This is a genomic window from Serratia sp. 2723 (assembly GCF_050434425.1).
Lineage (GTDB): Bacteria > Pseudomonadota > Gammaproteobacteria > Enterobacterales > Enterobacteriaceae > Chania.
Genome location: NZ_JBNDIN010000024.1, coordinates 23,639 through 35,877, shown reverse-complemented (window position 1 = coordinate 35,877; position 12,239 = coordinate 23,639). Strand labels below are relative to the sequence as shown.

Annotated in this window: 13 protein-coding genes and 1 riboswitch; of the genes, 7 read left to right on the top strand and 6 right to left on the bottom strand. The window is 56.4% G+C overall.

All coding sequences use genetic code 11. The annotated features are described in order from the left end of the window. Positions 1 to 387: 387 nt before the first annotated feature. Both purH and purD read left to right on the top strand, forming a co-directional pair. The gene (gene purH, locus ABIE29_RS23080; protein WP_429621622.1) at positions 388 to 1,977 is read left to right on the top strand and encodes a bifunctional phosphoribosylaminoimidazolecarboxamide formyltransferase/IMP cyclohydrolase; all 1,590 of its coding nucleotides are present in this window, start codon (positions 388 to 390) and stop codon (positions 1,975 to 1,977) included. Positions 1,978 to 2,026: 49 nt separating this feature from the next. After that, the gene (gene purD / locus ABIE29_RS23075) at positions 2,027 to 3,310 is read left to right on the top strand and encodes a phosphoribosylamine--glycine ligase (RefSeq protein ID WP_429621620.1); all 1,284 of its coding nucleotides are present in this window, start codon (positions 2,027 to 2,029) and stop codon (positions 3,308 to 3,310) included. 51 nt (positions 3,311 to 3,361) lie between these two features. Here purD and ABIE29_RS23070 read toward each other — a convergent pair whose 3' ends face one another. The 6 genes from ABIE29_RS23070 to nudC form a co-directional block, all read right to left on the bottom strand. Then, positions 3,362 to 4,000: a DUF1481 domain-containing protein gene (locus ABIE29_RS23070; RefSeq protein ID WP_429621618.1), complete on the bottom strand. Its 639-nt coding sequence runs from the start codon at positions 3,998 to 4,000 to the stop codon at positions 3,362 to 3,364. Positions 4,001 to 4,067: 67 nt separating this feature from the next. Next, positions 4,068 to 4,343 (bottom strand): nucleoid-associated protein HU-alpha, encoded by a 276-nt coding sequence (hupA, locus tag ABIE29_RS23065; protein WP_021182173.1) that lies wholly within the window; start codon positions 4,341 to 4,343, stop codon positions 4,068 to 4,070. A gap of 189 nt (positions 4,344 to 4,532) precedes the next feature. Further along, complete coding sequence (locus ABIE29_RS23060) at positions 4,533 to 5,123, bottom strand: YjaG family protein (protein ID WP_429621616.1); 591 nt, start codon at positions 5,121 to 5,123, stop codon at positions 4,533 to 4,535. 48 nt (positions 5,124 to 5,171) lie between these two features. Then, positions 5,172 to 5,858 (bottom strand): deoxyribonuclease V, encoded by a 687-nt coding sequence (gene nfi / locus ABIE29_RS23055; protein ID WP_429621614.1) that lies wholly within the window; start codon positions 5,856 to 5,858, stop codon positions 5,172 to 5,174. 16 nt (positions 5,859 to 5,874) lie between these two features. Continuing rightward, complete coding sequence (gene hemE / locus ABIE29_RS23050; protein WP_021182170.1) at positions 5,875 to 6,939, bottom strand: uroporphyrinogen decarboxylase; 1,065 nt, start codon at positions 6,937 to 6,939, stop codon at positions 5,875 to 5,877. 37 nt (positions 6,940 to 6,976) lie between these two features. After that, entirely contained in the window at positions 6,977 to 7,744 is a 768-nt protein-coding gene (gene nudC, locus ABIE29_RS23045) for an NAD(+) diphosphatase (protein ID WP_429621611.1), read from the bottom strand. Positions 7,745 to 7,843: 99 nt separating this feature from the next. Here nudC and rsd point away from each other — a divergent pair, with 99 nt between their 5' ends. From rsd to thiS, 5 genes are all read left to right on the top strand, one after another. After that, complete coding sequence (rsd, locus tag ABIE29_RS23040) at positions 7,844 to 8,359, top strand: sigma D regulator (RefSeq protein ID WP_429621609.1); 516 nt, start codon at positions 7,844 to 7,846, stop codon at positions 8,357 to 8,359. 113 nt (positions 8,360 to 8,472) lie between these two features. Beyond that, positions 8,473 to 8,595, top strand: a riboswitch (TPP riboswitch). A 117-nt stretch (positions 8,596 to 8,712) separates the two neighbouring features. After that, positions 8,713 to 10,656 (top strand): phosphomethylpyrimidine synthase ThiC, encoded by a 1,944-nt coding sequence (gene thiC, locus ABIE29_RS23035; protein WP_429621607.1) that lies wholly within the window; start codon positions 8,713 to 8,715, stop codon positions 10,654 to 10,656. Beyond that, positions 10,649 to 11,302 (top strand): thiamine phosphate synthase, encoded by a 654-nt coding sequence (gene thiE, locus ABIE29_RS23030; protein WP_429621605.1) that lies wholly within the window; start codon positions 10,649 to 10,651, stop codon positions 11,300 to 11,302. Before thiC ends, thiE begins: the two co-directional genes overlap by 8 nt. Further along, complete coding sequence (locus ABIE29_RS23025) at positions 11,292 to 12,041, top strand: HesA/MoeB/ThiF family protein (RefSeq protein WP_429621603.1); 750 nt, start codon at positions 11,292 to 11,294, stop codon at positions 12,039 to 12,041. The genes thiE and ABIE29_RS23025 overlap by 11 nt, the downstream gene beginning before the upstream one ends. After that, positions 12,038 to 12,238, top strand: coding sequence for a sulfur carrier protein ThiS (gene thiS, locus ABIE29_RS23020; RefSeq protein ID WP_429621601.1), 201 nt, complete (start codon positions 12,038 to 12,040; stop codon positions 12,236 to 12,238). The genes ABIE29_RS23025 and thiS overlap by 4 nt, the downstream gene beginning before the upstream one ends. Position 12,239: the final 1 nt, after the last annotated feature.

Here is a 12,239-nt window from a genome sequence, read left to right as displayed (position 1 = left end):
GTCAACCTTAATTTCAGGTTTTTTCTCTGTCGAACTTCGGAGACTCTGTGAAGTTGTTCACATGTTCCGTGTCGATGGAGGCGCATTATAGGGAGTTCCACGCAGGCCGCAACTGGTATTTTCAACAAAAAACACCGTTTGCTGCATTCCACAGCAAAACCCGTCCTTATACCCGGTTATGCACTAACTTATCCACAGAACGCATTTGGTCGGAAAATTTACGAGCGCCACGCAAACGTTTTCGCTACAATTCCCCGCGACGAAACAATCCCCGTTTTTATCGGGGCGCTACCTGAATCTGTTCCTGTCCTTCTCTATATAGGAAGCAACAAGGTGGAGATCCACGTAACGCTCTTTTATTGCGACTCAAAGCCAAGGGATAAAACCATGCAACAACCTCGTCCAATCCGCCGGGCCCTGCTCAGCGTGTCCGACAAAGCCGGAATCGTTGAATTCGCCGAAGCCCTCTCCCAGAGAGGCGTCGAATTACTCTCCACCGGTGGCACTGCCCGCCTGCTGGCCGATGCCGGTCTGCCTGTTACCGAAGTTTCCGACTACACCGGCTTCCCGGAGATGATGGACGGACGAGTCAAGACCCTGCACCCGAAAGTGCACGGTGGCATTCTGGGCCGTCGCGGCCAGGACGATGCCATCATGGAACAACATGCGATCCAACCGATCGATATGGTTGTGGTAAACCTGTATCCCTTCGCGCAAACCGTAGCTCGCCCAGATTGCTCGCTGGAAGATGCCGTAGAGAATATCGATATCGGTGGCCCAACCATGGTGCGCTCGGCCGCCAAGAACCATAAAGACGTGGCCATCGTGGTCAAGAGCAGTGACTACGCCGCAGTGATCACCGAGATGGATAACAACAACGGTTCACTGTTGTACCCAACCCGTTTCGACCTGGCTATCAAAGCGTTTGAGCATACCGCCGCCTATGACAGCATGATCGCCAACTACTTTGGTACCCTGGTGCCAGCCTATCACGGTGAGACCGAACAGCCTTCCGGCCGCTTCCCACGTACGCTGAACCTGAACTACGTCAAGAAGCAGGACATGCGTTACGGTGAAAACAGCCACCAGCAAGCTGCCTTCTATATAGAAGAGAATGTGCAAGAGGCCTCCGTGGCCACCGCCGACCAGCTACAGGGTAAAGCACTTTCCTACAACAACATCGCCGATACCGATGCGGCGCTGGAATGTGTGAAAGAGTTTGCCGAGCCGGCCTGCGTGATCGTCAAGCATGCCAACCCTTGTGGCGTGGCTATCGGTGAAAACCTGTTTGCCGCCTATGAGCGCGCCTACCAAACCGACCCAACCTCGGCCTTTGGCGGCATTATCGCCTTCAACCGTGAGCTGGATGCCGAAACGGCACAGGCGATCATCAGCCGTCAGTTTGTTGAAGTCATCATTGCGCCAAGTATCAGTGCAGAAGCCCGCACTCTGCTGGCAGCGAAACAGAACGTACGCGTGCTGGCCTGTGGCCAATGGCAACAGCGCGTCGCCGGGCTGGACTTTAAGCGCGTCAACGGTGGTCTGTTAGTGCAGGATCGCGACCTGGGTATGGTGAGCGAAGCCGATTTGCGCGTGGTATCCGAACGCCAGCCGACCGCTCAGGAGCTGCGTGATGCGCTGTTCTGCTGGAAAGTGGCCAAGTTCGTCAAATCCAACGCCATCGTCTATGCACGCGACAACATGACCATCGGCATAGGTGCCGGGCAGATGAGTCGCGTTTACTCCGCCAAGATCGCCGGGATCAAAGCCGCTGACGAAGGGCTGGAAGTCAAAGGCTCCGCCATGGCGTCTGACGCCTTCTTCCCGTTCCGTGACGGCATTGATGCGGCTGCAGCGGTTGGTATTACCTGCGTGATCCAGCCGGGTGGCTCGATTCGTGATGATGAAGTGATTGCGGCGGCCAACGAACACGGCATCGCGATGATCTTCACCGACATGCGCCACTTCCGCCATTAATCCCTTTTGCTGCGTGCGCTCAATGCGCACGCCGTTTATGGAGCACCTGATGAATATTTTAATTATTGGCAACGGTGGGCGTGAACATGCGCTGGCCTGGAAAGCGGCTCAATCGCCATTGGCAGATAAGGTTTACGTTGCACCGGGTAATGCGGGCACCGCATTGGAAAGCAATCTGACCAACGTCGATATCTCCCCAACCGATATCCCGGCGCTGGTTGCCTTTGCCAAAGAGCACGATATCGGCCTGACCATCGTAGGCCCAGAAGCTCCGCTGGTGATCGGCGTGGTAGATGCCTTCAAGGCCGCCGGGTTGAAAATCTTTGGCCCGTCACAGGCCGCAGCACAGCTTGAAGGCTCCAAAGCCTTTACCAAGGATTTCCTGGCTCGCCACGCTATCCCAAGCGCTGCATACCAGAACTTTACCGAAGTGGAACCCGCCTTGGACTACGTACGCCGCCAAGGCGCGCCGATTGTTATCAAGGCAGACGGCCTGGCCGCAGGCAAAGGCGTGATCGTCGCGATGACGTTGCAGGAAGCCGAAGACGCCATTCAGGATATGCTGGCGGGTAATGCATTTGGCGACGCCGGGCACCGCATCGTGATCGAGGAGTTCCTGACAGGCGAAGAAGCCAGCTTTATCGTCATGGTCGATGGCGAGAACGTGGTGCCGATGGCCACCAGCCAGGATCATAAACGTGTCGGTGACGGCGATACCGGCCCGAATACCGGCGGCATGGGCGCCTACTCGCCAGCACCAGTGGTGACGGATGAAATCCACCAGCGCGTAATGGACCAGGTGATCTGGCCAACCGTGCGCGGCATGGCGGCGGAAGGTAACACCTATGTCGGCTTCCTGTACGCTGGCCTGATGATTGCTGACGATGGTCAACCCAAGGTGATCGAATTCAACTGCCGCTTTGGCGATCCGGAAACTCAGCCGATCATGCTGCGCCTGCGCTCCGATCTGGTTGAACTCTGCCTGGCTGGGGCCGAAGGCAAGCTGGATGAAAAGACTTCCGAGTGGGATGAACGCCCTGCTCTCGGTGTGGTATTGGCGGCTGGCGGCTATCCTGCGGATTATCGCCAAGGGGATGTGATCCACGGCTTGCCTCAGCAAGAAGATGCCAATGGCAAAGTGTTCCATGCCGGAACGCGTATGCAAGGGAATGACGTTGTGACCAACGGCGGGCGTGTGCTATGCGTTACGGCTTTGGGCGCAACGGTGGCTCAGGCTCAGCAGTTAGCCTATCAGCTAGCGGAAGGTATTCAGTGGCAAGGCAGCTTCTGCCGCAAGGATATCGGCTACCGCGCTATTGCACGCGAGCAGTAACAGCTATTTGAGATAACAGGTAGGCTCTGTTCGCAGGGCCTTTTTTATGCGTTAAAGGGTATCTTTGGTCGGTTCCCAACTGCAGAAGTCATTGTTTGCCACCAGTAATAGCTCACGACCTTCCGGCCCATCCAACCAGGCTACGTTAACTGGCTGACTGCTGTTGGCCGCACGCCGCATGATCCACTCTTCGGCCTGTTGGTCCAGACCTGGCTTCACGACTTCGCCATTGCACAGCTTCACCGCGCCTTGCTGCCAGTGCCCTTGTAACAGCCGTACACGGCCGACATTAAGCGCATCGCTCACTTCCAGCATCCGCCGCGCCTGATATTGATAAAGCACAATCTCATCGCTGGAGAGCTTCTGGCGCTGCGTGGCCAGTTGGCGCTGCATAAAGCTGACGGTACCGTTGGCGGTGAAACGCAGTTGAATAGAGTCGCGATCGCCATCGGCATCGGTGCGTTTGATTTGGTACAACTCGCCGCGTTGATATTCATACAGCGTTGTGACGGTGCCCGGCCCGCGATAAGGGCTGTAGACACTCAACAGCGCCACTGGCTGCTGCTGACCGTCATCCAAACGCCACACGCGCATAACCCCTTGATCGGCCACAAAGCCGCTGGCGGTAAAGGTTGGTGGAGCAGAACGGAAACTACAGGCACTCAAGGCAGCAACAACCGCAACCGCCATGAGTACCCGTTGAATAAACAAAAGGGGCGCCAACGCCCCCCTGTTTAAACCTTTCACTAACACGCGATTAAGACTTGACCGCGTCTTTCAGTGCTTTACCAGAAACGAACGCAGGCACGTTAGCCGCTGCGATTTTGATTTCTTTACCAGTCTGTGGGTTGCGGCCAGTGCGCTCGCTACGATGGTTTACCTTGAAAGTACCGAAACCAACCAATTGTACTGCATCGCCTTCTTTCAGGGACTCAGTAATGGCAGCCAGGGTAGATTCCAGAGCCAGCTTAGCTTGAGCCTTGGAAAGGTCAGCCTTCTCTGCGATTACATCAATCAGTTGAGTCTTGTTCATAAGTTATCCTTACAGTGTGTTTATCGTTTGCAAAGCATCGAGTGCGACGGATATGCCGATGGACAGCACTCTCCTGCATACACGCACCGATAGCCACTTTTTTTTCGCCCCCCAAATGTAGACCAGACAGGGTGCGGATGTGAAGCCTTAAGGCACGACAAATCAGACGTTAAATCACGTTTTCTTGCCTTATTGCGTTAAATTTATCCCAATGTTACTTACCGCGGCCTCGCGCAGGTCAGATCGTAACCCTTTGATCAGATCCAGATCACGCTCTTCGCAGGCGGCCAACAGGCGGAAAATCTCCCATTGAATGTCCCATTCTTCCTCAACGGCAGGCAGAATTTTCAGCTCTTCGTCGGTCATTTCTTTGCCAGCCTGGGTCATTTCCAACATCGCCACGGTGCGAATTGAGGTTTCGCTGATGGCAACGGCGTGCTCCAGCGTTTCTCCGCTGAGACGCGAATGGATCAACTCCCCTAATGCGATGCAGGCATCGATCGCCGGATAAACGCCGTAAAGATCGTAATCTTCTGCCGACGGGATAGCCTCTTCCAACTTCTCCAACTGGCTATCAAAGTTGACCTTGGCGTCTTTCACCACCAGCGTTTCCCAGATCAGGTCCAGGATGCGGCGATAAACGGCCGGGTCACCAAACTCCGTCTGCAGACAGAACATCTGGTAATTCGGGTACATACGCTCGCACAGGCAGGCCATAAAGGTCAAATGTTGCCAGCTTTCCAGCTTTTCCAAGCGTAAATGAATCGGGTTACGTAGCATGATCTACTCTCTTACTCATTATCTGCCGCGCAGTGTACCCGAAATCGCTCACTGCGACACCTCTGGATGCTGCTGTAACCAGCGTATAAAGGCCGGACGGCGTGATGCAATGGCATCGGCCCAACGCGTAGGTTCCGGCAAACGGTAGCCTGCCATACAGCGTTGTACCCAAGCCAATGCGCTGTCGGTACCAACCCGGTGGCCCGTAGCGATAAACAACGGGTTACAACGCTCCTTGCTGCGCCACACCCATCCCAGCTGTTCGCCCTTGTCCTCGAGCGCGGCCAGTGAACCAACGGTAGCGTCCAGCGGGGAAAATTTACCACATAAACGCTTCTTCGCTACGCCGATGGTCGGCACGTTAACCAACAGGCCAAAGTGGCTGGCAACCCCCAGACGTCTGGGGTGCGAGATGCCATGACCATCAACGAAGATCAGGTCGGGTTTCTGTTGCAGCTGCTCCCAGGCGGCGATCAGCGCAGGGTACTCGCGAAACGAGAGAAATCCAGGGATATAGGGCATGGTGGTGCTGATACGAGCGATCCGATACTCCACCAGCTCCAGTGAAGGATAGCGCAGGATAGCGATAGCGGCGCGTGTTACCGCCCCCTCTTGCTCAAAACCGACGTCCGCACCGGCGATAAACGCCGGTGGGTCTTGCAGAAAATCATCGTGACGAATGACTTCCCCGGCGCGCCTTAGCTGTTCGACGCGCAGAGCCTGAGTATCAATCACAGCGTCTCCTTGCGGTTTAGCGGTGGTATTTGGCCGACAGCGCATGCACCGCTTCAACAAAGGCCCCGGCATGTTCCGGTGGCACGTCTTGATGAATACCGTGGCCAAGGTTGAAGACATGACCTTCGCCCTGGCCAAAACCGGCCAGAATGGTCTCCACTTCCTGGGCAATACGTTCCGGTGCGGCATACAGCATGGAAGGATCCATATTCCCCTGCAGCGCGACTTTATCGCCCACTCGGCGGCGCGCATCGGCAATATCGGTGGTCCAATCCAGGCCCAGCGCATCGCAACCGGTGGCCGCCATTGCTTCCAGCCACTGGCCGCCGCCTTTGGTGAACAACGTCACCGGCACACGGCGTCCGTCGTTTTCACGCAACAGGCCATCGACGATTTTATGCATATAGTGCAGTGAGAATTCGCGATAATCACGGCCCGTCAGCACGCCGCCCCAGGTGTCGAACACCATTACGGACTGCGCTCCGGCCCTGATCTGGGCGTTGAGATAAAGGATCACGCTGTCCGCCAGCTTATCCAGCAGCAAATGCAGCGTCTGCGGCTCGGCATACATCATTTTCTTCAGCTTGGTGAATGCCTTGCTGCTACCGCCTTCGACCATGTAGGTCGCCAACGTCCACGGGCTGCCAGAGAAACCAATCAGGGGTACCTCGCCCTTCAGCTCACGGCGGATGGTGCGCACCGCGTTCATGACGTAGCCCAGTTCATCTTCCGGATCGAACGCTGGCAGTTTCTCTACATCGGCACGGCAGGTGATTGGCGAAGAAAAGCGTGGGCCTTCCCCAGTTTCGAAGTAAAGCCCAAGCCCCATGGCATCGGGAATGGTGAGGATGTCGGAGAACAGGATGGCAGCGTCCAGCGCATAACGGCGCAGGGGCTGTAATGTCACTTCACAGGCCAGTTCGGCATTTTTGCATAATGACATGAAATCCCCGGCCTGAGCACGGGTGGCTTTGTACTCTGGCAAATAACGACCGGCCTGGCGCATCATCCATACAGGGGTGAGATCCACCGGCTGGCGCAGCAGCGCACGCAGGTAGCGATCGTTCTTCAACTCATTCATTTCTTGGGCTCCCTTGATTATCTGCCGCCATTGTACATTATTCTGCCCGACACAGCGCCACGGTGTCCTCGATCAGGCGGCGAGCCACGGTACCAGGCGGTGGCAACATCGGCAGTTGGTCATAGCGATACCAGCCCGCATTGAGCAACTCTTTCGGATCGTGGCGCAGTTCGCCGCTCTGATACTCGGCCATAAACGCCATCATCAGCGAATGGGGGAACGGCCAGGGTTGCGAAGTCACATAGCGCAGGTTGGTAATGGCGATATTACTCTCTTCCATCACTTCGCGCGCCACGGCCTGCTCCAGGGTTTCCCCCACTTCTACAAACCCCGCCAGCACGGTGTGGATGCCCCCACGATGGCGCACATGCTGTGCCAGCAGGATCTCATCATTGCGGCGGATAGCGACAATCACGCAAGGGGCAATCTGCGGATAATAACGTTCGCGGCAGTTATCACACAGGCAGGCGCTTTCGGTACGGCTAAGGTGCATCTCATGGCCGCAGTAGCCACAGAACCGGTGCGAGCGATAAAAGTCGGCCAGCTGTACGCCGCGCCCGGCCAGTTGGAACAGACCGCGATCGAGGCTGAGCAACTGCCGCACCGATCCCATCTCTTTAGCCATCGGTTGGCGCACCAGCCAGACCGGTGCCCCCTCCCATTCGCCAATCTGCCGAGCCGGCCGACCTTGCAAGGAAAATAGTGTGGCAGAACCAAACGGCAATTCACCGTTTGGTAACCAAATTTTGCTTTCATGGCTGACGATCCACCAGCCATTTTCGTTACCCGTTAATGCAATTTCCATATGTTGTTGCACAACCTCTGCTTCACTGGCAATCTAGGAATGGTCTTTGTTACATTTTATTAACTTACACTTTCTTTATCTCTACACACGGAGTCAACTATGCTCAACCGATTGGAAAGCCTGACTCAGCGCGTTGGTGGCAGTAATGAATTAGTCGATCAGTGGTTGCAGGCCCGCAAACAGCTGCTGGTGGCCTATTGCAGTTTAGTCGGCATTAAACCCAACAAAGAAAAGCATACGCCGCTCAATGAAAAAGCGCTGGAGAACTTTTGCCATAATCTGGTGGATTACCTCTCTGCCGGACATTTTCACATTTATGACAAAATTATCAAACAGGTGGAAGGCTCAGCCAGCCCCAAAATGGCGCTAGCCACCAAGTTCTACCCCAAATTACAGGCTAACACCGAAGCGGTGATGGCGTTCCATGACCGCTACACCGAAGTCGATATCGATCAGGACGTGTGTGAAGAACTCAATCAGGCGCTGTCAGATATCGGCGAAGCCTTGGCATCACGTTTCGCCTTGGAAGATCAGTTGATCCAGTTGGCGGCAGAAACCTGGCAGCAGGGCCAACCTGGCACCAACAATACTGAATCGCTACCACACCCTGTCTAATATTGATCTCTATTCCCCTATCGACTTCAAGTCGTAGCTAGGCGACCAACAACGCTACGGCTTGAAAGATGACAGGGGATGGGTTGTAGTTTTTTTTGACCCTCTTATACTGAGGGCTCTTGTCGGAGTGCCTAGCGCTGATTTTTCATTAAATTGGCCAGGCTGAGACCGTTAATTCGGGATCCGCGGAACCTGATCGGGTTAATACCCGCGAAGGGAACAAGAGTAATCTATCGCCATCGGCAAGTTGCTCCCGTCAGGGGCTGTGCCTGCCTTACCGGCTACCATCATTACTCCCTCCGAGCTCCAGACAAGCAATTTTCCACACATCACTACACTGATAGGAATTTGCTATGTCTACCGTGAACCAACCTCGTGCCCGTAAACAACAGCGTGACCAAGCACAAGATTTTATCGATTCTCTGCAAGGCGTTACCTTCCCCAACTCACAGCGGATCTATCTCGCTGGTTCGCGCAGCGATATTCAGGTACCGATGCGTGAGATCCAGCTCAGCCCAACGCTGATTGGCGGCAATAAAGAACAGCCTCAGTATGAACAGAACGAAGCCATTCCGGTGTATGACACCGCAGGGCCGTATGGCGATCCGCAGGCGGTGCTCGACGTACATCGTGGTTTGGCCAAAGTACGAGCGGGCTGGATCGCCGAACGTGCCGATACCGAAGCGTTAAGCGGTGTCAGTTCTGGCTTCACCCAACAACGACTGGCCGATGTTGGGTTAGACCATCTACGCTTTGAGCACCTGCCGCTGCCCCGCAAAGCCCTGCCGGGTAAATGCGTTACGCAGCTGTATTACGCCCGCGCCGGTATTGTCACCCCAGAGATGGAGTTTATCGCCATTCGCGAAAATATGGGCCGTGAGCGCATTCGTGGCGAAGTGCTGCGCCACCAGCATCCCGGCCAGAGCTGGGGCGCAAATCTGCCGGAAAACATCACGCCGGAATTTGTGCGCCAGGAAGTGGCCGCTGGCCGCGCCATCATCCCCGCCAACATCAACCACCCGGAATCCGAGCCGATGATTATTGGCCGTAATTTCCTGGTGAAGGTGAATGCCAATATCGGCAACTCAGCGGTCACCTCTTCGATCGAAGAGGAAGTCGAGAAGCTGGTGTGGTCAACCCGCTGGGGCGCAGACACCGTGATGGATCTCTCCACGGGCCGCTATATCCACGAAACTCGCGAATGGATCCTGCGCAACAGCCCGGTGCCGATTGGTACGGTGCCGATCTATCAGGCGCTGGAGAAAGTGAACGGCGTAGCGGAGAACCTGACCTGGGAAATGTTCCGCGATACCCTGCTGGAACAGGCCGAGCAAGGCGTCGATTACTTCACCATTCACGCCGGGGTGTTGCTGCGCTATGTGCCGATGACCGCCAAGCGCCTGACCGGCATTGTCTCCCGTGGCGGCTCGATCATGGCGAAGTGGTGCCTGTCACATCACCAGGAAAACTTCCTCTATCAGCACTTCCGCGAGATCTGCGAAATTTGCGCCGCTTACGATGTCTCGCTATCACTCGGCGACGGCCTGCGCCCGGGTTCGATCCAGGATGCCAACGACGAAGCGCAATTCGCTGAGCTGCATACACTGGGCGAACTGACCAAGATTGCCTGGGAATATGACGTACAGGTGATGATCGAAGGCCCTGGCCACGTGCCAATGCAGATGATCCGCCGCAACATGACCGAGGAACTGGAACATTGCCATGAAGCGCCGTTCTACACGCTGGGGCCATTGACCACCGATATCGCCCCGGGTTACGACCATTTCACCTCCGGGATCGGCGCGGCGATGATCGGCTGGTTCGGCTGCGCGATGCTTTGCTACGTGACGCCGAAGGAGCATCTGGGGCTACCAAACAAGGAAGACGTGAAACAGGGGCTGATCACCTACAAGATCGCCGCTCACGCCGCCGACTTGGCAAAGGGCCATCCAGGTGCGCAGATCCGCGATAACGCCATGTCCAAGGCACGCTTTGAATTCCGTTGGGAAGATCAGTTCAACCTGGCGCTGGATCCACAAACCGCCCGCGCCTATCACGACGAAACGCTGCCGCAAGAATCCGGCAAGATCGCCCACTTCTGCTCCATGTGTGGGCCGAAGTTCTGCTCAATGAAAATCTCCCAGGAAGTGCGTGACTATGCCGCCGCACAGGAAGCCGCCAAACCGATTGAGGTGCAACTGAGCGGGATGGAAAAAATGTCGGCGGAATTCCGCTCACGCGGCAGCGAGCTGTACCACAGTGCGGCCAACTTGCAGGAGGAGATAAATAATGACTAACCTCACCTCTCCCTTCCCTGCAACGCCGCACAAACTGGGTTTATACCCGGTCGTCGACAGCGTGGAATGGATCGCCCGCCTGCTGGAGACAGGCGTTACCACGATCCAACTGCGCATCAAGGATCTGCCAGACGAGCAGGTGGAGGCCGATATTGCCGCCGCCATCGCCCTTGGCAAACGCTATCAGGCACGGCTGTTTATCAATGACTATTGGCGGCTGGCGATTAAGCACGATGCCTACGGCGTCCACCTGGGGCAGGAGGATTTGGACACCACCGATCTGGCGGCCATCCATCAGGCAGGATTGCGCTTGGGCGTTTCCACCCATGACGATGCCGAGCTGGCCCGGGCGATCGCCGTCAAACCTTCCTATATCGCACTGGGGCATATCTTCCCAACGCAAACCAAAGAGATGCCCTCTGAGCCGCAAGGTCTGGCCGAGTTGCAACGCCACGTCGCCGGATTACAGCAGTATCCAACAGTAGCCATTGGCGGGATCAGCATCGAGCGCGTCCCCGCCGTGCTGGCCTGCGGCGTTGGCAGCGTGGCGGTGGTCAGCGCCATCACCCAGGCACCAGACTGGCGCGCCGCTACGGCAACGCTGCTGCAGCTGATTGAAGGCAAGGAGTCATGCGATGCTCAATGATCAGGAGTTTTTGCGCTACAGCCGACAGCTGCTGCTGGAAGACGTTGGCCCCGAGGGGCAGGAAAAACTGAAACAAGCTACCGTGCTGATTGTCGGATTGGGGGGTTTAGGCTCCCCGGCGGCGCTATATCTGGCTGCCGCTGGCGTTGGTACCTTGCTGTTGGCCGATAATGACCAACTACATCTCACCAATCTGCAACGGCAAATTCTGTACCGCACCGGTGATATCGCCACCAACAAGGCTCAGTTGGCGAAGCACCATTTGCAGGCACTGAACCCGCTGGTGGAGTCAATCGCGTTAGAGCAACGCCTGCAAGGGGCAACGCTGAACGCTGCCGTCGTCCGGGCCGATTTGGTGCTCGATTGCAGCGACAACATGACTACCCGTCATGCGGTGAATGCCGCCTGCATCCAGGCTGGCGTACCGTTGATCAGCGGCAGCGCGGTGGGGTTCAGCGGCCAGTTACTGGTTATCGAACCGCCTTATGCCCATGGCTGCTATGCCTGCCTCTACCCGGAGCAAACCGAACCACAGCGTAACTGCCGCACCGCAGGCGTGCTCGGCCCGGTCGTCGGCGTGATCGGCACGCTGCAGGCGCTGGAAGCGATAAAAATGCTGGCTGGAATACCTTCCTCCCTTAGCGGTAAGCTGCGCCTGTTCGACGGCAAGCAGCAAAGCTGGAGCACCCTGCAACTGAGTAAGGCCAGCACCTGCCTCCACTGCGGAGAGCCAGCATGAAGATTACGCTCAACGATAAACCGCTGGAGCTGGAGCAGCCGTTAAGCATCGGCGCGTTGCTCGAACGGCTGGAACGCCATCAGCCAGGCTGCGCCTTGGCGATCAATCAGATCATCATTCCACGCAGCGACTGGGCCACCCGTCAGGTGCAGGACGGTGATGATATCTTGCTGTTTCAAGCGATTGCCGGAGGCTGAC